Annotated in this window: 18 protein-coding genes and 1 pseudogene; 8 read left to right on the plus strand and 11 right to left on the minus strand. The window is 64.8% G+C overall.

Going from position 1 to position 19,625, the window contains the following annotated elements; all coding sequences use genetic code 11:
* Positions 1-118 precede the first annotated feature (118 nt).
* Positions 119-997, minus strand: a complete 879-nt coding sequence (locus tag FHJ30_RS09915; protein ID WP_139029134.1) for a neutral zinc metallopeptidase — start codon at positions 995-997, stop codon at positions 119-121.
* A 58-nt stretch (positions 998-1,055) separates the two neighbouring features.
* Between FHJ30_RS09915 and FHJ30_RS09920 the strand changes: the two genes are divergently transcribed.
* Both FHJ30_RS09920 and FHJ30_RS09925 read left to right on the plus strand, forming a co-directional pair.
* Entirely contained in the window at positions 1,056-2,462 is a 1,407-nt protein-coding gene (locus tag FHJ30_RS09920; protein WP_139029135.1) for a class I adenylate-forming enzyme family protein, read from the plus strand.
* The gene (locus FHJ30_RS09925) at positions 2,452-3,630 is read left to right on the plus strand and encodes a thiolase family protein (protein WP_139029136.1); all 1,179 of its coding nucleotides are present in this window, start codon (positions 2,452-2,454) and stop codon (positions 3,628-3,630) included. The genes FHJ30_RS09920 and FHJ30_RS09925 overlap by 11 nt, the downstream gene beginning before the upstream one ends.
* Before the next feature lie 13 nt (positions 3,631-3,643).
* Here the strand turns inward: FHJ30_RS09925 and FHJ30_RS09930 are convergent, their stop codons facing one another.
* The 4 genes from FHJ30_RS09930 to FHJ30_RS21665 all read right to left on the minus strand — a co-directional run bounded on the left by FHJ30_RS09930 (position 3,644) and on the right by FHJ30_RS21665 (position 8,727).
* Positions 3,644-4,267, minus strand: a complete 624-nt coding sequence (locus tag FHJ30_RS09930; RefSeq protein ID WP_139029137.1) for an energy-coupling factor transporter transmembrane protein EcfT — start codon at positions 4,265-4,267, stop codon at positions 3,644-3,646.
* Complete coding sequence (locus tag FHJ30_RS09935) at positions 4,264-4,995, minus strand: energy-coupling factor ABC transporter ATP-binding protein (RefSeq protein WP_139029138.1); 732 nt, start codon at positions 4,993-4,995, stop codon at positions 4,264-4,266. The genes FHJ30_RS09930 and FHJ30_RS09935 overlap by 4 nt, the downstream gene beginning before the upstream one ends.
* A 12-nt stretch (positions 4,996-5,007) precedes the next feature.
* The gene (locus tag FHJ30_RS09940) at positions 5,008-5,682 is read right to left on the minus strand and encodes a biotin transporter BioY (protein WP_139029139.1); all 675 of its coding nucleotides are present in this window, start codon (positions 5,680-5,682) and stop codon (positions 5,008-5,010) included.
* Between the two features lie 309 nt (positions 5,683-5,991).
* Positions 5,992-8,727 (minus strand): phytase, encoded by a 2,736-nt coding sequence (locus FHJ30_RS21665; protein ID WP_179997635.1) that lies wholly within the window; start codon positions 8,725-8,727, stop codon positions 5,992-5,994.
* Positions 8,728-9,138: 411 nt separating this feature from the next.
* Here FHJ30_RS21665 and FHJ30_RS09950 point away from each other — a divergent pair, with 411 nt between their 5' ends.
* Together FHJ30_RS09950 and FHJ30_RS09955 are read left to right on the plus strand one after the other, a co-directional pair.
* Positions 9,139-10,407: a DNRLRE domain-containing protein gene (locus FHJ30_RS09950; RefSeq protein ID WP_228405941.1), complete on the plus strand. Its 1,269-nt coding sequence runs from the start codon at positions 9,139-9,141 to the stop codon at positions 10,405-10,407.
* A gap of 186 nt (positions 10,408-10,593) precedes the next feature.
* The gene (locus FHJ30_RS09955; RefSeq protein ID WP_139029141.1) at positions 10,594-12,192 is read left to right on the plus strand and encodes an ABC-F family ATP-binding cassette domain-containing protein; all 1,599 of its coding nucleotides are present in this window, start codon (positions 10,594-10,596) and stop codon (positions 12,190-12,192) included.
* 141 nt (positions 12,193-12,333) lie between these two features.
* Here FHJ30_RS09955 and FHJ30_RS09960 read toward each other — a convergent pair.
* The 4 genes and pseudogenes from FHJ30_RS09960 to FHJ30_RS09975 form a co-directional block, all read right to left on the minus strand.
* Positions 12,334-12,570: pseudogene (locus FHJ30_RS09960) on the minus strand (YbaK/EbsC family protein); the annotation flags it as partial.
* Between the two features lie 210 nt (positions 12,571-12,780).
* Positions 12,781-13,659, minus strand: a complete 879-nt coding sequence (locus FHJ30_RS09965; protein ID WP_139029142.1) for an SURF1 family protein — start codon at positions 13,657-13,659, stop codon at positions 12,781-12,783.
* On the minus strand, positions 13,660-13,929 hold the full coding sequence (locus FHJ30_RS09970; RefSeq protein WP_139029143.1) for a hypothetical protein: 270 nt from the start codon (positions 13,927-13,929) through the stop codon (positions 13,660-13,662).
* Positions 13,926-14,357 (minus strand): DUF3099 domain-containing protein, encoded by a 432-nt coding sequence (locus FHJ30_RS09975; RefSeq protein WP_139029144.1) that lies wholly within the window; start codon positions 14,355-14,357, stop codon positions 13,926-13,928. Before FHJ30_RS09975 ends, FHJ30_RS09970 begins: the two co-directional genes overlap by 4 nt.
* A gap of 153 nt (positions 14,358-14,510) precedes the next feature.
* Between FHJ30_RS09975 and FHJ30_RS09980 the strand changes: the two genes are divergently transcribed.
* Complete coding sequence (locus FHJ30_RS09980) at positions 14,511-15,236, plus strand: beta-ketoacyl-ACP reductase (protein WP_139029145.1); 726 nt, start codon at positions 14,511-14,513, stop codon at positions 15,234-15,236.
* A 125-nt stretch (positions 15,237-15,361) separates the two neighbouring features.
* On the plus strand, positions 15,362-16,126 hold the full coding sequence (locus tag FHJ30_RS09985) for an SDR family oxidoreductase (protein ID WP_139029146.1): 765 nt from the start codon (positions 15,362-15,364) through the stop codon (positions 16,124-16,126).
* 117 nt (positions 16,127-16,243) lie between these two features.
* On the opposite strand, the gene serB is transcribed toward FHJ30_RS09985, so the two are convergent.
* Positions 16,244-17,137 (minus strand): phosphoserine phosphatase SerB, encoded by an 894-nt coding sequence (serB, locus tag FHJ30_RS09990; protein WP_139029147.1) that lies wholly within the window; start codon positions 17,135-17,137, stop codon positions 16,244-16,246.
* A 161-nt stretch (positions 17,138-17,298) separates the two neighbouring features.
* On the opposite strand from serB, the gene map reads away from it, so the two are divergent.
* Entirely contained in the window at positions 17,299-18,072 is a 774-nt protein-coding gene (gene map / locus FHJ30_RS09995; protein WP_139029148.1) for a type I methionyl aminopeptidase, read from the plus strand.
* A gap of 47 nt (positions 18,073-18,119) precedes the next feature.
* Here map and FHJ30_RS10000 read toward each other — a convergent pair whose 3' ends face one another.
* Positions 18,120-18,719, minus strand: a complete 600-nt coding sequence (locus FHJ30_RS10000) for a class I SAM-dependent methyltransferase (protein WP_139029149.1) — start codon at positions 18,717-18,719, stop codon at positions 18,120-18,122.
* 109 nt (positions 18,720-18,828) lie between these two features.
* Between FHJ30_RS10000 and FHJ30_RS10005 the strand changes: the two genes are divergently transcribed.
* Entirely contained in the window at positions 18,829-19,614 is a 786-nt protein-coding gene (locus FHJ30_RS10005) for an ABC transporter ATP-binding protein (protein ID WP_139029150.1), read from the plus strand.
* The last annotated feature ends 11 nt before the right edge of the window (positions 19,615-19,625 follow it).

Here is a 19,625-nt window from a genome sequence, read left to right on the forward strand (position 1 = left end):
CTTCCTTGGGAAGGTGAGCGGCCGTCGTCGTACTTTAGCTCAATCCACTGCTCCGTATTTGTCGCTTTCAGCGATCTAAACGACACCTACGGAGCAATCGAGGGGGCTAAATGCGGGGTTAGAGCGAGGGTGAAGAGAAGGTGTCGCACTGGTTGATGTCCCCGGTCTCGTAGCCCCGGTAGAACCAGCGCTGGCGCTGCTCACTGGAGCCGTGGGTCCAGGCCTCGGGAGAGACCCGGCCCGTGGCTGCCTCCTGGATCCGGTCGTCACCAACTGCGGACGCGGCGGACAGTGCGTCGTTCAGGTCCTGCTGGGTGAGTTGCTCCAGGAAGGGCTGGCCGTCCGGACCAGGCTGGGTGGATGCGTGCTTTGCCCAGAGTCCGGCGTAGCAGTCGGCCTGCAGTTCAACCCGGACAGCGCCGGATTCCGGACCCTGCGGATCCTGCTGGGCCTGGTCCAGGCTGCCCAGCACGTTCTGGATGTGGTGCCCGAACTCGTGGGCCACCACGTACTCCTGCGCCAGCGGCCCGCCGGAGGAACCGAACCGGTCCACGAGCTCCTGGAAGAACCCGGGATCAAAGTAGGCGGTGGTGTCGGTGGGGCAGTAGAACGGTCCAACCGCGCTGGAGGCCGTGCCGCAGCCGGTGCTGACCCCCTGCTCGAAGATCACCGTCTCCGGCTGCGGGTACTTCACGTTGTACTGCTGCAGATAAGCAGGCCAGAAGGCGTTCAGGCTGTTCACCGTGCCGGTGATGCGGCAGTCCACGCGGGCGTCCGCATCCGCCCCGGTCTGGCAGGCAGGAGCCGTGCCCTGGCTCTGCGGCGCCTGGCCCGCGCCGGCCAGGCCTTCCAGCAGCTGGGGGTTGACGCCCAGGAGCGTGGCAATGAGCAGGATGAGCCCACCGCCGATGCCGCCGCCCACTTTTACTCCACGGCCCATGCCGCGCCGGTCCTGGACCTGCGAGGGGTCCAGCTGCACATTGTCGTTGAAACTCATAAAGTCACATTACCCGCGCGCCCGCCGCTCAACCGGGCCGGCCGGTAAAGTTGATCCGATGCCTTTCCTCAACCGAATCCAGCGCTGGGCCGATGAACGGCCGCACGACACCGCCGTCGTGATTGCAGGACGGCGCCTTTCATGGGCTGAATTCCGGGAATCCGCTACGGACCTGGTGGCCCACGCCAAGTCCGTGACGTCCCTCTGTGAAGCAAACTCGGTTGACTTTGCCACCAGGTTCGCCGCCGCCGTGGCGGGCGGGCGCCAGTGCGCGGTCCTTGACCCGGCATGGCCGTTCCAACTGCAGGAGGACATCAGGGGGCGTGTCGAAGCCTCGGCACTTCCGGCCGCGGTGTCGCCTGACGACGACCTGGCCGATGGCGCGCCGGAGTCCACCTTCCTCATCGGCCTCACGTCCGGCACCACCTCGGTGCCCAAAGCCTTCACACGCTCCCGGCGGTCCTGGCAGGAATCCTTCGACGCCTCGATCGAGTTCTTTGGACTCCGCCAGGACGACGTGACGCTGGCGCCCGGACCGCTCGCCGCGAGCCTCAACCTCTATGCCCTGGCAGAGTGCCTCTATGCCGGCTCTGAGTTCCAGACCCTCGAATCCTTTGACGTCGGGGACGTCCATGCCGCCATCGCGCATGACCGCGTCACCAGGCTGGTGCTGGTGCCCACCATGCTGAGGATGCTCAGCGAGCGCGGCCTGGCCGGATGCGTGGACGCTTCCGGAGTACGCACCATCATCTGTGCCGGCTCAAAGCTGGACGCCCGGACCCTTGAGGCCGCGCGCCGCTGGGCCCCGAACGCCACCATCTTCGAGTACTACGGCGCCTCGGAACTGAGCTTTGTTTCCGGGGCCGGGCTGCCCGCCCGCCAGCTTGCCGTGCCCGGCGGGACCGGCATCGGCCGGGCATTTCCGGGCGTGGAGGTCCGGATCCTCGATGACACCGGGACGCCCCTTCCGGACGGCAAGGCCGGGAACATCTGCATCCGGAGCCCGATGGTCAGCAACGGCTACCTCTGGGGCGACGACGGCCAGGCGCTGAAGTCATTTGACGGCTGGTCCACCGTGGGGGACCAGGGGTATCTCGCCGAGGGGGAACTCCACATCCTGGGCCGCCGCGCGGACATGATCCTCACGGCAGGCAAGAACGTGTATCCGCATGAGGTTGAACTGGCACTGTCAGCCGTGCCCGGGGTATCCGCCGCTGTGGCTGCCGGAATGCCCGACGACCTGCGCGGCCAGCGTGTGGTGGCCGGTGTTCTCCCCTCCCACGGGGCGGTCACGGCAACGCAGCTCCGGGCAGGACTTGAAGAGATCCTGGCGCGGGACAAGCGGCCGCTCCAGTATTACCTCCTGTCCGAACTGCCCACCACGGACCGCGGCAAGGTCAGCAGGAGCCTGCTGCTGGACTGGATACACTCCCGGGACCAAAGGGTGCGCAGCCTTGGCGGTTGAGCTGCTCCCTCCTGAACGCCAGCCGGTCATCATCGCCGCGCGGCGGACCCCGGTGTGCCGCAGCAACGGTGCCCTCAAGAAACTGCGCGCCCATGAACTGCTGGCGCCCGTCCTGCGCGGGCTCCTGGCCGCCGCCGGGGTTGAGCGTTCGGCTGTCGCCGATGTGGTGATCGGCAACGCCGTGGGCGGCGGCGGAAACGTGGCGCGCCTTGCCTTGCTGGAGGCGGGGTTGCCGGTCAGTGTTCCCGGCGTCACCGTGGACCGCCAGTGCGGTTCGGGGCTGGACGCCATCGTCCTCGCTTCACGGCTGGTGGCTGCGGGCGGTGGCCCGCTGTTCCTTGCCGGGGGAGTGGAGAGCACCAGTACGGCGCCCCTGCGCGCATACAGGAACAACGACGGCGGGCCGGAGTTCTACCGGCGCGCACAGTTCGTGCCGGAAAGCTTCGGCGATCCGGACATGGGTGTGGCGGCAGAAACCGTGGCCCAGAGGTTCGGCATCAGCCGGGAGCGGCAGGACGCCTTCGCCCTGCGGAGCCACCGCCTGGCGCTTGGCGCCTCTGAGGCCGGGTATTTCGACGGCGAACTGGTTCCCCTGCATACCCAAGCCGGGACTGTTGCTGCCGACGATGGCCCACGCCGGGGGCTGAACCCCGCAGTGATGTCCCGGTTCCCGGCCGCCTTCGTGGACGGGGGAACCGTCACCGCGGGGAACTCGTGCTTCGACGCGGATGCCGCCTCCGCCGTCGTCATTACCTCCCTTGAGCGGGCACGGGACCTGGGCGCCGTGGATGGGCTGCTGGTCAAGGGCGCCGGAACGGCAGGAGTGGAACCCGAGGTGCTGGGCGTGGGCGCCACAGCCGCGGCGGGGAACGTGCTGGCTGCCGCCCGCGTGCGGGCCGAGGAACTGGAACTGGTGGAGTTCAACGAAGCCTTCGCCTCACAGACGCTTGCCTGTCTGGACCAGTTGGGGATTGATGGCGGGCGGGTAAACCTCGACGGCGGGGCGCTGGCTTTGGGGCACGCGTACGGGGCGTCCGGGGCTGTCCTGGTGACCCGCGTGCTGGCGCAGGCGCGGAGGAACGGAACACCGGGAAGCCTGGCCCTGGCCATGATCAGCAGTGCTGGAGGCATGGGTACAGCCGCGCTGCTGGAATACCGGCACTTGTAGGTAATCCCTGGGCTCAGTCCTCGGCTTCGCCCAGGCCTCGGGCGGCGAGCGCCTCGCCCGTCTGGCGGGCAAAAGCCACCGAGGCGATGAAGACTGGCAGGATCAGCGCGCGGGGGTTGCGTTCCAGGCCGCGGGCCCGGGCGGAATCCCGGACGTCGGCGAACGTGCCGGCGATGTAGGGGATGCTGCGCAGCATGATGCCGATCGTCAGTGCGAACCGCTCGGGGTCCGCACCAAGTCTCCTGAAGGGGGTGGCTGCTTTGACCACTCCGTCCAGGAGCTGCTGGACCGGGGTGGTGGCGGTGAGCAGTGACGCGGCCATGACGCAGACCAGGATATTCAGGACGATCCTTGCTGCTGTTGGTGCTCCCAGCTGCCACCACTGGAATACGCCGATGGCCAGCAGCACGGCGGCGAGCGGCCGGACGGCACCCCAGAGCCGCCCAAGACCGGCGCCGGTGAGCAGGAAGAGCCCGCTGAGCCCGCCGAGTACTGCCGCCGAGATGAGCCAGTCCTGGATGATGAACGAGGCCAGGCCGCAGCCGAATACCAGCAGGAACTTCAGCGCCAGCGGCGCCCGGTGGACCAGGGAGTCCCCCGGCACGTAATTGGCCAGGAGGAAACCGTGGCCCCTCACCGGGTGCCCGGTTCCGTGGTGTGGAGGCCGTCCATGCACAGGGCGCGGTATATCGCGACAGCTTCCGCAGGGGCGCCGTCGAACGCGGTTCTCCCTTGGTCAATGACCAGCACGCGGTCCATTTCGAGGGCCAGGTCAAGGTCGTGCGTGGACATGATGATCTGCTGGTCCAGTCCCGCCAGGCTCCTTCGAAGGAGTTCACGGTTGCGGAGGTCCAGGAGGGTGGAGGGTTCATCAAGTACCAGGACGTTGGGGTTCACGGCCAGGACGGCGGCGAGCGCCATCAGTTGCCGCTCGCCGCCGGAGAGTTCGTAGATGCTTTGGTCGGCCAGGTGCAGCAGCCCCATCCGTTCGAGGGCCGCTTCAGCCTGGTTGCGCCGCACGGTGGCGTTCTTAACCGAGCGGCGGAGCGAAAGCTCCACGTCCTCCCGGCCGGTGGGCATCACCAACTGGGAGAGGGGATCGGTGAAGACAAAGCCCACGTTCCGCCTGACATTCCGGACGGCACGTACTGTGTCGTCGCCGTCGACCGCCACCCGGCCTTCCGTTGGCTGGACCAGGCCGTTGACCAGCCGCAGCAGCGTGGACTTACCGGAGCCGTTGGCCCCGATGACGCCCACGCGGCGTTCCGTGAGTTTAAGGTTAACGGCGTCGAGAAGGACTTTCGGCTCGCGGGAGTGGTCCGTTTCGACGGCGACTGTTACCTGGTCAAAGGTGACGGAGGGCATGGCCGGCTGGTCCTAGGCTGTGGTGGTCTGGGAATTGGCGGCCTGGGTAGTGATGGTTGGTGCCGCGCCGCGGCGGACGCGGCGGACCAGGATGTCCGGGAAGGCGCGATGGAGGGCCACGGCGATGACGGCGGCGAGGACGTTCTTGATGATGTCCCCGGGATAGAAGACCAGGTCACTCACGAACGCCTGCACCAAGGTTGCCTTTGTGTTGAGGGCTATGCCGGCGACACCGAGCGAGTGCACCACCAGCACGCTGGTGGCCATGGCGGCAAGGAAAAGCCAGAGGGCACGGACTTTGGTGGTGCGGCGGATTACTGCGATCGCAAGCCAACCCACCACCAGGGCGGCGATGGGGAAAGCGATGATGTAGCCGGCGGAGGGACCGGCGAGGATGCCCAGCCCGCTGCGGCCCTGGCTGAAGATCGGAAGGCCTGCGAGGCCCAGCAGGGTATACAGGCCGACGGCGGCGAAGCCCCTTCCGGGGCCCAGGACCAGGCCGGTGAGCATCACCGCGAGGGTCTGGAAGGTGATGGGGACGCCGAAGCCGTTTACGGCCAGGCCGGGAACCAGGGCCGCGCCGGCCACAAGGGCTGCGAAGACGGCGATCAGGCCCAGGTCGGTGGCGTTCCAGCGGCGGCGCTGGGCTTTAGGGGTGGTGTTGACGGCGGTTTTGGTGTTGCTCATGGCGGTCCTGTCGGGGTTGTACAAGCGGCATCTGGTGTAATCCCGACGTTACCGGGGCGCGGTGATGCCTATTTTGTAGGGGGCCTACTAAAGCAGGCCCCGGCCGATGAGGGCTGGGCACAACTGGCCCACGGATTACACCACGCAATGGCTCTGTTGGTTCCCTAGTAGCCTCGGGGGCTTCCTTGGGGCGTGCACGGTCGAGCACGCGGACACCCGTGCCGTGCAGTTCCACCAGGATGGCTTCCTGGGGAGAACTGTTGGCGCGCTGGGGCCCTGAACCTGGTGCAGCTGTGATCGCTTGCGGTTCTATTGCAGCTGGAGCACCAGCTTTGGCGGGGTCGTAGTCTCCCTGGAACCGAAGTCGGCCCCGTCGCTGCTGGTGGCGTTCATACCAAGCGACAGGAGGCCGCCGAGCTCTCCCTGCAGGGCTGACGCCGTCAGTGTCACTTCATAATTGGTGTTCGCCGTGACTGGTCCGAGGCTGCCCAGGATGCTGCTGCCCAGGGCCGGCCTTGTGCCGTACGTGAGGACGGTCTCGGCCCATGTGTCGTCCGTGACGAACCTGACGTTCTGTGTTCCCACTGAGCCGCTGGTCGTAGCCCGCAATTGGAGCTTCGCGCTGACGATCGTTTTGCCTGCGAAAGCGGAAAGATCGAACTTCAGGTAGGCGTTCTCGACTGGACTGTTGTCCACGGCGAGCTTCACCGCCGTTCCGTAGTTCGTCGTCGTCGCCCCGCTGGAAACATAGGTATCCGCTATGGCCGTCAACGTCACCGTCTCCGAGGGCGTGGTAGCTGCGGCTGTAGTGAAAGTCCACGTCTTGGCCACGACTGTGTTGCCGGCGGAATCTTTCGCTCCGCTGACCCTCGCGGTGTACTGCGTGGCAGGTTTGAGATTGTCCGTGGGATCCAATGTGGCGGTGTTGTTGCTGAGGGTGACCGCCGCGCCCACAGGAGTCGTTGACGTCCCCTCGGACAGAGTGAAGGTCGTGTTGTTGACCGTCGTCAGATCCATGGCTTCCGAAAACGTAGCCGTGACATTTCCGGTGACCGCTGCATCTGATGCGTTCTCTACCGGCGTCACTGAGGTCACCGTGGGTGCGGTGGTATCCGCAGGTGGCGGGGTCCCCGTGCCCGATCCAAGCTGGAGCACCAGCTTTGGTGGGGTCGTGGTCTCCCTGGAGCCGAAGTCGGCCCCGTCGTTGCTGGTGGTGTTGATGCCCAGGGACAGGATGCCGCCCAGCTCTCCCTGCAGAGCTGACGCAGTCAATGTCACTTCATAATTGGTGTTCGCCGCGACCGGTCCAAGACTGCCCAGCACACTGCTGCCCAAAGCTGGTCTGGAGCCGTAGGTGAGGCCGCTCTCCGTCCACGTGTCGTCCGTAACCAGCCTGACGTTCTGCGTACCCGTTGAGCCGCTGGTCGTAGCCCGCAACTGGAGCTTCGCGCTGACGACCGTCTTTCCGGCGAGTGCCGACAGATCAAACTTCAGGTAGGCGTTCTCCACCGGGCTGTTGTCCACGGCGAGCTTGGGCGCCGTCCCGTAGTTCGTGGTCAGCGCCCCGCTGGAAACATAGGCGTCCGCTGCTGCCGTCAAGGTCTCCGTTTGGGGCGCCGAGGTGTCGATCAGCCAAGTCCGCTCCGCAGGAGTTGGGTCCGCATTGCCGGCTGCGTCGGTCGCCCGAACCGCGAAGACGTGCGAGCCAACCGCGAGATCAGCATATCTCTTGGGTGACGTACATCCTTCGAAGGCGCCCCCATCCAAGGCACACTCGAACGTGCCAGGCTCCGTCGCAGTGAAGGTGAACTCAGGTGAAGTGCTGGCACTGGTCCCTGATGGACCACCTGTAATCGACGTATCAGGCGGTGTGGTATCCGGTCCGGGGTTGCCTCCTCCGCCGCCCTCTGCTCCTATCTGCCGCGGGTCAAAAGTGGTGTCCACAAGCAGCCGGGGGCTGAACGCGTCGGCAATCTGCTGCCAGGAGACGAGCTTGTGGTTTTGGTTGCCACTGTTGCCGTTGCCCGCATCAGTATTGTTGTGGTCCTGGCTTGTGAAGAGCCCAGCGGGATAGGAAGGTCCGAGCGGGAAATTGGTGACATCAATCCCGTCCTGCCCATTGACACCGTCGACGCCGCCTCCGGTGGCGATCTTGAAGGAGCCGACGAAGGCGTTGTCACCGCGGTTGTAGACGACGAAGTTGGATCCACCCTGGCTCGATATAATCAAATAACCGGTCCCCTGCCGGCCATAATAAATGGCGGAATTCTTGACGTTCTCCACTATCCGCCCACCGGTTGCCACAGTACGGTCCACAAGTGACCGGGTTGAACCGTCCCCCGGCTCAGCTCCGTATCGCCACAAACCGACTTTCTCCTCGGACACATACAGACGTTGCAGCTCATCATCGGCCGAAATGCCCTCGGAGCTGTCGCCGTTGTCGAAAGAACGTACGGCAGTCCCACGGACCGCTCCATTGGAACCGTCCAACTCGAACTGGGTAATCACATTCGTATTGAAGTCATGAACAAAGGCGTAATACTTCCCCGAGACGGGGGAGTGATACATTCCGAAGCCGCGAGGCCTGCCCGGCGTGCTGATGCGCCCCACCTCTGTCAGGGACCGGTCAGCGACGTTCACCTTGTAGAACCGGACGCCGGTCGACTCCACGTTCCTCTCCGTCACGCCGACGAGGGCGATGCGCTCACTGCCCAGCGGAAAGTTGTACCGGAGATCGACGTTGTTCATACTGCCGTGCAAGTAGAAATGTAACTGGCGCCCCGACAGGTCGTAGACCCCCACACCTCCGGTACTTAGCTTGTCGGTACCGATCACCACGCTCTGCGACGGATCCGTGGGGTGTATCCAGATCGCGGTGTCGTCTGCCGCGTCACTGGAACTCGGAACCGGTGTTGTCTCTGCCGAGGGAGTCACCAGGACGTCCGCCGCATGCGCCCGCGGGGCGGTGAGTACGCTGAGGCCTGCGAGGGCTGCAGCCAAAACCGCGACAAGCAGGAGCCGGAGCAGCGTGGGGGCGTGGCGCAAGTATCCGCCTATGTGCCGGGAACGTCGAACAGCAGCCGTGTGAGCCATGGATTTCCTATCCGTTGGCCGGTGCGCTGCACAAGCGCACCGGACGTCTGACACAGACGCCCCACACCCCAGCAGCATTCGGCGTCGTAGAGGAATCCTAGCTGTGGTCAAACCCGCCCAGAATAAGGCCGGATACCCGAACATCGGCTGGAACTACCTAATTTCTGCCGCCGATGCGTCCATTCACTCATCGGGTTTAGGTTATTCACCGGCTCCCAAAACTCGGGTATAGGGGATTGATTGCCCGCGTATTTCTCCAGGTTTACGCTGTGACATAGCTCGCATTTAGCCGTCGTTGTTTCTGGGTCGACGTTGGTTCAGGCAGCCGGGTACATCACAGTCCTAAGAGAAATAGCGACGAACATGAAAGCTACGAGCCTCCTGGCTTTGCCAACTCAGCAGAAACGGCGCGGCATGATGCTTCGGCGTAAATGCGCAGCGGGTGCATCGTCCATTCTGCTTTTGTTCGGAATTCTTGCGCCAACAACCGCAAATGCCGCAGCGACGACCTCTTTAGTCATGGACGCTTACGTGCAAGCCGACAAGGCGACTTCGAACTTTGGAACCAGTGTCCGTTTGTCTACAGAAGGCCGTGCGTATATCTGGCGGAACTCGCTCCTGCGGTTCTCCGTGCAGGTGCCCGCCGGCGAACATGTTGTATCAGCCAAGCTTCGTGCGTATTCCGAGGCCTCCACGACTTCCACTGAGTTCGTTGATGTCTACACCACATCGGGCGGCTGGACCGAGAGGGGCGTCACGTGGAATAACGCACCGGCCCGCGGCACGTGGCTCGGGAAGGCCGGCGGTTTCGCGAGTGGTTCCTGGGTTGAATGGGATGTGACGAAGGGCGTCAATCCCAAAGGCGGCGAGCAAAACTTCAAGCTGGAAAGCAATGCCCGGAAATGGATTGGGTTCAAGTCAAGGGAATCGTCGAACTCGGCCCTGCGCCCAAGGCTTGTGGTGACGACCGCGCCTGACACGGTGACCTCCACCGAGGCGGCCGTAATACATGGGTGGGGCGCACGTGTGGCCGGGGACGAGTTCAATTATTCCGGCGCGCCCGATGCCACGAAGTGGAATGTCTATAACAGCGCGGGTCACGCGGGCAACGGTTACCGGAGCCCGCAGCAGGTCACCGTGGACGGTTCCAAAATGGTCATCACAGGAACTCCCGATGGCACGACCGCCGGAATGGGCGCGAAGTTCGCAAACCAGAAGTACGGGCGGTGGGAAGTACGCGCGGCCGGGTCCGGTGATAACGAATACCACTTGGTGTCCATCCTGTGGCCCGACAGCGAGAATTGGCCGTGTGATGGCGAGATTGACTACGCGGAGACCATTGGCGACTGGAACGTCATCAACTTCTTCCACCACTATGGATGTTCGAACCTGCAAACGCAGGCTTCCAGGCCTCTGGACGTAACCCAGTTTCACAACTACGCGGTTGACTGGTCGTCGCGCGGGATCGTCGGCTATATCGATGGAATCAAGTGGTTTGAAGACACCGACCCTACGCATCAGCCTCCGGGGCCGATGCACCAGACATTACAGCTGGACTGGTTCCCTGACAGCAGTGCCGACGGAGCCGCGGAAATGCGGGTTGATTGGGTCCGCGTGTACGCGGCGGGGTGATATCCAAACGCGGGCAACGCTGTCCTGGTCCGGGTATTCCCAGTCCGTGAGACCCGTCTCGAAGTAGCGTTCCTCAGCGCGTTCAACGGTAGACTTGGGTGGGCCGTTCTCCGGCCATTGCCGCCCACGCCCACCACAGACGCACTGGGCGGCGGCTTATCCCTGCTGTGAAAGGCTTTACCTGCTTTGATTACTGTCCAGGACCTTGAACTGCGTGCCGGCGCCCGGCTGCTGATGGACCAGGTGAGCTTCCGCATCGACAAGGGAGACAAGATCGGGCTGGTGGGCCGGAACGGCGCCGGGAAGACTACGCTCACCCGGGTGCTCGCGGGAGAAGGGCTCCCGGCCGCCGGCAAGGTCACCCGCACCGGCGAAATTGGCTACCTTCCGCAGGACCCGCGCACGCCGGACATGGAACAGCTCGCGAGGGACCGGATCCTGTCCGTCCGGGGCCTGGACATCGCCCTCGGCAAGCTCCGCGTGGCGCACGAGGAGATGGCCAGCGAGGATGCTGCCGTCCAGCGCAAGGCAATGAACCGCTACGACCGGCTCGAGTCCGAGTTCCTGGCCGCCGGCGGTTACGCCGCTGAGGCTGAGGCCGCGGCGATCTGCTCCAACCTCGCCCTCCCGGACCGGCTGCTGAACCAGCCGCTCAAAACGCTCTCCGGCGGACAGCGGCGGCGCGTGGAGCTGGCGCGCATCCTGTACTCAGATGCCGAGACCATGCTCCTCGACGAGCCCACCAACCACCTCGATGCCGACTCCATCGCATGGCTCCGTGACTTCCTGAGAAACCACCAGGGCGGGCTCATAGTCATTAGCCACGACACGGAACTCCTTGAAGCCACCGTTAATAAGGTGTTCCTGCTGGACGCCAACCGTGCGCAGATCGACTTCTACAACATGGACTGGAAGCGCTACCTCACACAGCGCGAAACCGATGAACGTGCCCGCAAGCGCGAACGCGCCAATGCCGAGAAGAAGGCCCAGGTCCTGTTTGACCAGGCCAATAAGATGCGGGCGAAGGCAACCAAGGCCGTTGCGGCACAAAACATGGCCAAGCGCGCCGAGCGCCTGCTGAGCGGCCTGGAGGCTGTCCGCGAGCAGGACCGGGTGGCGGCGCTGCGCTTCCCGGATCCGTCGCCGTGCGGCCGCACCCCGCTTACCGCCGAGGGCCTGAGCAAGTCCTACGGTTCCCTGGAGATCTTCACTGATGTGGATTTGGCCATCGACCGCGGGTCCAAGGTGGTCATCCTCGGACTCAACGGTGCCGGCAAAACCACCCTTCTACGGATGCTTGCGGGCGTCGACAAGCCCGACACCGGGGACGTCATTGCCGGGCACGGCCTGAAGGTGGGCTACTACGCCCAGGAACACGAGACCCTCGACGTAGACCGCACCGTCCTGGAAAACATGCGCTCCGCCGCCCCGGACATGAAGGATGCAGAAGTCCGCGGCATCCTGGGCTCGTTCCTGTTTTCCGGCGACGACGTCGACAAACCCGCCGGTGTCCTCTCCGGCGGCGAAAAGACGCGTCTCGCCCTGGCCACCATCGTGGCCTCAAGCGCCAACGTGCTCCTCCTCGACGAGCCCACCAACAACCTCGACCCCGCCAGCCGGGCCGAAATCCTGGGCGCCCTCAAGAACTACAGCGGCGCCGTCGTCCTGGTCAGCCACGACGAAGGGGCAGTCGAGGCCCTCAACCCCGAGCGCGTTGTCCTGCTGCCCGACGGCGTCGAGGACCACTGGAACGAAGACTACCTGGACCTGATCACGCTCGCTTAGTTCGCCTCCGGCCGCCCGGTGGTTACGTCCGCACCACCGGCCGCGTAATTTGCCGCTTGCTGGCTCGTCCCTCGCCTCTGACGCAAGCTACACAAATCATCCGGCCGCTGGCACTTAGCGGTCCGGTCACCTTTGGACGCGCTATCGGACCGCCAGTTCGCTGGCGTCGGTGATTCTTCGCAATTCTTCATAGGTGATGCTGAACATCGAGTGGTGGTCTCCCGCTCCCGCCCAGAGGAGTTGGTGCTCCTGGAGGCTCACGTCCAGGAGGGCCCGGATCTTGGCCGAGTGGCCCACCGGCGCCACACCGCCTACCGGTTGGCCGGTGTGATGCAGGACGAAGTCCGGGGAGGCACGGCGGATCCTGCCTGTTTCTAACCCCCGGGACCGAACGCCGGGCCAACTATGAGCGCCAGGCCCGCCGTCGTGGATTGCACGTTGGCCGGGGGCACCAGCGCAGCAGCGTGGGTGATTTATGTAGCGTGCGTCAAAGGCGAGGAACGAGCCAGCACGCGGGAAATCACCCACGGTGCGGAGCGAACGCATCCATGGACGCAGACGCAATCGACGGCGCGAAACGGAAGACGCTCAGAACCCCTGCGCATCAAGGAGCGCGTCTTCCTCTTCTTCCGACGTGGCCTTCTTACGCTTCTTCGGAGCAGGCAAAGGACGACGGCTGGGTGCCCCGGACGCCGTGCGGGGCGCACCTTCGGGGGTCTCGTCGTCGTCCTCTGCATCAATGGCCGCATTGCGCGCCTGCTGCCGTGCCGCGTAGCCGAAGCCGACGAACATCAGGACGCCGAACGCAAACCACTGCAGCGAGTAGGAAAGGTGTGTGCCTTCCTCCGTGGAGGGCTTCAGGAAGGGGAACGGCATCTCCGCCGCAGGCGGCGTCTCCGACGCGAGCTGGCCGTACGCGCCGGCCAGCAGCGGGTATCCAAGCTGGGCGGAATAGGCGGGAAGGTCGATGGACGCGAGCTGGCCCTCCGGCGCGCCCCGCTGGAGTTCGGGCTCGGGATGCTTCAAGCGGACGACGGCGGTCACCTCACCGGGAGGGGGCGCCGGCACCGAGTCGGGGCTGCCGGGATTCCGGTTGCCGATAGGCAGCCACCCACGGTCGATCACGACGGTTTCACCCGTGGTCAGCCGGAACGGGACCACCACTTCGTAGCCAGGCTGGCCGTTGAGCGGACGGTTCCGGACCACGCGCTGGCCCTCGACAAGATAGGTTCCCCGGAGCTCCACCTGTGTCCACTCCATGGCGGGGTCCAGCCGCCTGAATTGTTCCTTGGCGTCCGCGAACGGAATGGGCGCCGCGGAGTAGTTGGTGACGACGCGGTTGATCTCCGCGAGGGTCTCCGCGCGCCGGTCCATTTGCCAGCGGCCCAGGAACACGCAGGCGGAGGCAAAGACCGCGGCCAGCAGAAGATAACCCAGCCACTTGCTGGAGAAGAGGAAACGGTACATTCAGTTGTCCTGCTCCAGGTCACCGGGGGCAAGGTAGTCCACAAGGGGGAGGGTTTCCTTCCACAGCCCCCTCGTTTGGAGGTAGTCTTCCAGCCAGTCCCGGTGGTCCGCGCAGGCCAGCCAGGTTTTGCGGCGCTCGGGGGTGTGGATCTTCGGGTTGTTCCACAGGAGCTGCCAGGACGCCTGCACCCGGCACGCTTTGCGGGAGCAGATGGCTCCGGCGTCGGCCATCGGGGGATTGGTGCCGGCAGCGAAATCAAAGATGCTCATGATGCCTTCCGCTCCTGCCCGGATGTTGTTTCGTCGTCGTCCTCAATCAGCTCGCCCTGAAGGACCTCGCTGCCGTGCTCCCCGCCGGCGGACGGGGGCGGGCTCTCGAGTTCCGCCAGCGGTGCAGAGTCCAGCAGCAGGTCGCTGTGCCCTTCCGCTTTATCGCTGCCGTTGGCTATGACCACCGCAATCCAGGGCAGGAAGACTGCTCCGGCCACCGCGATGATCTTGAACCAGCCGTCCACCACGAAGATCAGGATCAGGCACACCATGCGGATTCCCATGGCCAGGGCGTACTTGATCATGCGCTGCCGCATGTCCTCCGAATGGGCCGCGGCAGCATGCGTGATGCTGTGGACCTCCGCGTCACCGGAGAACCTGCCAGGTTCCCCGGGCGCGGATTGTCCCGCATGGTTTTCAAGGGTCACGGTGATTTATCACGCTCCAAAGGCTTAGCTCAATTCTCTCACCATCGGCAGTGGCACCCAAACCCGGACAGGGCCGGACGCTAAGATCGAAGTCAGCCAAGCTACCCCTACCTACCGCGGCCCCAGCGCGCCGCAGAATCCCGGAGCCCCTCCATGACTGAAGCAGCATCCGCTCCCCGCAGCGTCCTGATAACCGGCGGCAACCGCGGTATCGGACTGGCCATCGCCGAGGCGTTCCTGGCCAACGGCGACAAGGTTGCCGTGACCTACCGCAGCGAATCGAAGCTGCCGGAAGGTATCCTGGGCGTCAAAGCGGATGTCACGGACGAGGCCTCCGTGGACGCAGCCTTCAAAGAGGTGGAAGCGGCCCACGGTCCCGTGGAGGTCTTGGTGGCCAACGCCGGAATCACCAAGGACACCCTGCTTTTGCGCATGAGCGAGGACGACTTCACGTCCGTCATCGACACCAACCTCACCGGTGCGTTCCGCGTCATCAAGCGCGCCTCCAAGGGCATGATCCGGCTGCGCAAGGGCCGCGTTGTCCTGATTTCCTCCGTGTCCGGCCTGTACGGGGCGCCAGGCCAGATCAACTACTCGGCGTCCAAGGCAGGCCTGGTGGGCATCGCCCGTTCCCTGACGCGTGAGCTTGGGTCCCGCGGCATCACGGCCAATGTGGTGGCCCCGGGCTTCATCAACACGGACATGACCGCCGAGCTTCCCGAAGCCACCCAGAAGGACTACCTGTCCAGCATTCCGGCAGGCCGCTTTGCCGAGGCGTCCGAGGTTGCCAACGTTGTCCGCTGGATCTCCAGCGACGAGGCAGCCTACATCTCGGGAGCCGTTATCCCCGTGGACGGCGGCCTGGGCATGGGCCACTGACAGTAGCGGCCAACTAGCAGCACGGCCCTTCTTTGTGTGGGTCACACAAGGGAATTGGCCAAGGCCGCTGGCATGATGGACTGCAGGCCATCAGCAATTTAGACGTTTCAGACAAAGGAGCCCGCATGGGACTGCTGGATAACAAGACTGCCATCGTGACCGGATCCTCCCGCGGCATCGGCGCGGAGGTGGCGAAGAACCTGGCCAAGGAGGGCGCCGCCGTCGTGGTCAACTACCGCCAGAAGGCTCCACGCGCCAACAAGGTGGTGCAGGGCATCGAGGCCGACGGCGGCCGGGCCGTGGCAGTGGGCGCCGACCTCACCAGCCAGGAGGGCGTGCAGGCCCTCGCCAGCGCCGCCATGGAAAACTTCGGCTCGCTGGACATCCTGGTGCTGAACGCCTCCGGCGGCATGGAAACCGGCATGGGCGAGGACTACGCACTCAAGCTGAACCGCGACGCCCAGATCAACATGCTCAACGCCGCCGTGCCCCTGATGAAGGAAGGCTCCCGCGTGGTGTTCGTGACCAGCCACCAGGCCCACTTCATCAACACCGTGCCCACCATGGAAGCCTACGAGCCCGTTGCCCGCAGCAAGCGCGCCGGGGAGGACGCCCTGCGCGAACTCATCCCGAGTCTGGCTGAGAAGGGCATCACCCTGGTGGTGGTGTCCGGCGACATGATCGAGGGCACCGTCACCGCCACGCTCCTGGACCGCTCCACCCCCGGTGCCATCGAAGCCCGCCGCGCTGAGGCCGGAAAGCTTTACTCCGTGGAGGAGTTCGCTGAGGTGGTGGCCAGCATGGCCACGGCCGACGTCGAATCCGGCCACACCGAATACGCCGGCGGCGCCGACTACTTCGGGAAGGGCGCCGGCCAGGCCACAAGCTAGCCCCCGCGCTGCCCCACACGACACGGCAGTCCGCGGCAATGTCCCTTCCGGACATTGGCGCGGACTGCTCGCCATCCACGCCCTGACGCCGTGGGCCCATCTCGCGGTTAATGGGTGTCAGACGCCGGCGACGTACCTGACGGCGTCGAGGTACGGCATGTTGACGGCGGCGTCGGCAACGGCACGCACTGCGGGCTTGGCGTTGAAAGCGATGCCGATGCCGGCCGCGCCCAGCATGTCCAGGTCGTTGGCGCCGTCGCCCACGGCCACGGTGTGCTCCAGCGCGATGCCCTCGGATGCTGCCCATTCACGCAGGTATTTTTCCTTGGCCGCCCGGTCCACAACGGCGCCCAGCACCTTGCCCGTCAGTGCGCCGTCCACGATCTCCAGCTCGTTCGCCTGCCAGTGGTGCAGGCCCAGCTCATCGGCGATCGGCTCCAGGATCTGGTTAAAACCACCCGAAACAACGGCAACCACGTGGCCGGCGGCCTTGAAGGCGGCCACCAGTTCGCCGGCTCCCAGGCTCAGCTTTACTTCCTGCCGAACGGAATGGACGACGTCGGCCGGCAGCCCCGCGAGAACCGCCACCCGGGCGTGGAGGCTTTGGGCGAAGTCCAGTTCCCCGCGCATCGCAGCTTCGGTGACGGCGGCTACTTCTTCGCGTTTTCCTGCATAGGCGGCCAAGAGTTCGATGACCTCCTGCTGGATCAGGGTGGAGTCCACGTCCATGATCAGGAGCTTGCGTTCCGCTGACCGCAGACCGGCAGGGACCAGTGCGGTGTCCATCCCGCTGATGGAGGCCTCCGCCACTGCATGGCGGAGGGCAGCGAGGCCAGCGGCCGTGGCATCGGGAAGCGCCAGGTCCGCGACGTGGACCTGGTACCGCTCGTCGCCAAGGCTGGCCTCGGACAGCACGGCGGCGCCGTGCGCAGTGAAGATGGAACGGAGCTGCTCCAGCCCGGTTGGAGACAGTTTCAGGCCGTAGCTGACCGCAGTCACGTTCGAAGTCATGCCTGCAATCTTAGCCAGCGGGGGAGGGGTCCCTTGAATTCATTGCGGTCCGCGGCAGGTGCGGGATGGTCAAACGAAGCTTTAGGTTTTTCGTCCGAAGATGTCCCCAGGGTCGCCTTGCTGAATTGAGGGAGAATAGCGGTAAGTAGATGGAGGACCACTTGATTGAGCTGCTCACGCCCCGCGAAGTGGACGAGGCCCGTGTTTCAGGCCAGTTCGTGGCCAAGACCCTGGCGGCGCTGAGGGACAGAATCCGGCCGGGGACGAACCTCCTGGAAATCAACGACTGGGCTGCTTCCATGATCGAGGCCGCGGGGGCGCGCTCCTGCTACGTCGACTATGCTCCCTCGTTTGGGCGTGGCCCCTTTGGGAAAGTCATCTGCACTTCAGTCAACGATGCCGTTCTGCACGGGCTGCCCTATGACTACGTGTTAGGGGATGGTGACCTGCTGACGCTTGATTTCGCCGCGGGTGTTGACGGGTGGGTTACCGACTCCGCAATCAGCTTTGTTGTAGGGCAGTCTTCTGCGCCCGGAGACCTTCACATGATCGAGGCCACTGAGAAGGCTCTGCTGGCTGGTATCGGTGCCGCGCAGCCGGGCGCCCGCATCGGAGACATCTCCCACGCGATCGGCTCGGTGCTTGAAGCGGCAGGGTTCCAGGTCAACACCCAGTTCGGCGGACACGGCGTCGGGAGCACCATGCACCAGGACCCGCACATTCCGAATACCGGTAAACCCGGCCGCGGATACGTGCTTCGCCCGGGGCTGCTGTTGGCAATAGAACCGTGGATCATGGACGGCACCAGTGAGCTCGTCACCGCTCCGGACGGGTGGACGCTGTGCAGTTCCAATGGCCGCCGGACGGCGCACTCGGAGCACACCGTAGCCGTCACCGATTCCGGTCCGATCGTCCTCACCCAACTGGCGGAATAGGCGCCAGCCGGGATCAGGCTCCCAGCCTGTAGCCTGGCCGCTCGTGGTCAGGCAAGGCGGGCACTGATTGCGGCATGCGGCCGATGGCCGGTGCCAGTTCGTCTCTCAATGGAAACTGTTTCGAAGCCAGTGGATTCGAGCAGCTTGGTAACGCCTTTGACTGGCCATGAGTAGGCAGGCGTTATGGCATGCGAAAACCTCTGGATTTCCGGGCTCTCAAACAAGCCCACCAGGAGATCCCCGCCCGAGGTCAGGGACCTCGCCAGCTCCTGGAGGACGGGAGGAACCTCGTTGGGTTCAAGGTGGATCAGTGAGTACCAGGCAAGGATGCCGGCGGCCGCGCCCGCCGGGGCTCCAAGGCTTGTAAGGGAGGCGACGCGGAAGGGAATCCCAGGAAACCGGACTTTTGCCTGCTCAATGAACGCCGGCACCAAATCGATTCCCTCGACGACGGCCCCCCGGTCCGCGAGGAATTTCGTCCAGTGCCCGGGCCCGCAGCCTACATCCAGCACTGGCCCGACGACGGCTCCAGCCCATTTAGCAATGAGTTGCCGGTCTGCCGGGTGTGCTGACTCCACGTCCCCGAAGCGTGCAATGTACTCGGCAGCGCGGCTCGAGTATGCGGCCTGGACTAGTGCCTCCGTCATGAAGCCACCCTACTTTGGTGAAGCATTCGCGCCGGCCCTTCCTGATGCGACTTTCCGGCACCATGACCAGTTATCAGTCAGCCTCTTTTTTGTCCTAGTGTCTATTCCTATGAGTGATGTTCTGGAATTGGCTTCCGTCAGCGTTGTCCGAGGCAAAAAGACCCTGCTGGACAAAGTCGACTGGGAGGTCAATGAAGGTGAACGCTGGGTGATCCTCGGCCCCAACGGCGCCGGCAAGACCACGCTCCTGCAAATAGCTGCAGCCCGGCTCCACCCCAGCAGCGGCAAAGCCGGCATCCTTGACGAAATCCTCGGGCGCACGGACGTCTTCGAGCTCCGTCCCCGGATCGGCCTCTCCTCTGCCGCACTCGCAACCCAGATTCCCGAACAGGAGAACGTCCTCAACGTCGTGGTCACCGCTGCCTACGGCGTCACCGGCCGCTGGCGCGAGGGCTACGAGCGCGACGACGAACGGCGGGCCTTCCGCCTGCTCAACGACTGGGGGATGGGGCCGCTGCTGAACAGGACCTTCGCAACCCTGTCCGAGGGGGAGCGTAAGCGTGTCCAGATTGCCCGCGCCCTCATGACCGACCCCGAGCTGTTGCTGCTTGACGAACCGGCAGCCGGCCTGGACCTGGGCGGCCGCGAGGAACTCGTCCACAAACTGGGGGAACTCGCGCAGGACGAGGCCGCACCCGCCATGGTCCTGGTGACGCACCACCTCGAGGAAGTCCCGCCGGGCTTCACCCACGCCATGCTGCTGCGCGACGGCGGAGTGGTCGCCGCGGGCGCCATTGCGGATGTCCTGACAGCGGAGAACCTCAGCAAGACCTTCGGCCTGGACCTGGACGTCAGCGAAAACGCCGGCCGGTACACCGCCGTCGCCCGCCGCTAACGCGGCACTGC

This window comes from Arthrobacter sp. BB-1 (genome assembly GCF_006151685.1).
Taxonomy (GTDB): Bacteria; Actinomycetota; Actinomycetes; order Actinomycetales; family Micrococcaceae; genus Arthrobacter.

Bases quoted from the DNA above. Each gene is read 5' to 3' on its own strand.
- FHJ30_RS10005 (WP_139029150.1), top strand. From the start codon at position 18,829: ATGAGTGATGTTCTGGAATTGGCTTCCGTCAGCGTTGTCCGAGGCAAA.
- serB (WP_139029147.1), bottom strand. From the start codon at position 17,137: ATGACTTCGAACGTGACTGCGGTCAGCTACGGCCTGAAACTGTCTCCA.
- FHJ30_RS09915 (WP_139029134.1), bottom strand. From the start codon at position 997: ATGAGTTTCAACGACAATGTGCAGCTGGACCCCTCGCAGGTCCAGGAC.
- FHJ30_RS09965 (WP_139029142.1), bottom strand. From the start codon at position 13,659: ATGTACCGTTTCCTCTTCTCCAGCAAGTGGCTGGGTTATCTTCTGCTG.
- FHJ30_RS09940 (WP_139029139.1), bottom strand. From the start codon at position 5,682: ATGAGCAACACCAAAACCGCCGTCAACACCACCCCTAAAGCCCAGCGC.
- FHJ30_RS09950 (WP_228405941.1), top strand. From the start codon at position 9,139: ATGAAAGCTACGAGCCTCCTGGCTTTGCCAACTCAGCAGAAACGGCGC.
- FHJ30_RS09970 (WP_139029143.1), bottom strand. From the start codon at position 13,929: ATGAGCATCTTTGATTTCGCTGCCGGCACCAATCCCCCGATGGCCGAC.
- FHJ30_RS09980 (WP_139029145.1), top strand. From the start codon at position 14,511: ATGACTGAAGCAGCATCCGCTCCCCGCAGCGTCCTGATAACCGGCGGC.
- FHJ30_RS09985 (WP_139029146.1), top strand. From the start codon at position 15,362: ATGGGACTGCTGGATAACAAGACTGCCATCGTGACCGGATCCTCCCGC.
- FHJ30_RS09935 (WP_139029138.1), bottom strand. From the start codon at position 4,995: ATGCCCTCCGTCACCTTTGACCAGGTAACAGTCGCCGTCGAAACGGAC.
- FHJ30_RS09920 (WP_139029135.1), top strand. From the start codon at position 1,056: ATGCCTTTCCTCAACCGAATCCAGCGCTGGGCCGATGAACGGCCGCAC.
- FHJ30_RS10000 (WP_139029149.1), bottom strand. From the start codon at position 18,719: ATGACGGAGGCACTAGTCCAGGCCGCATACTCGAGCCGCGCTGCCGAG.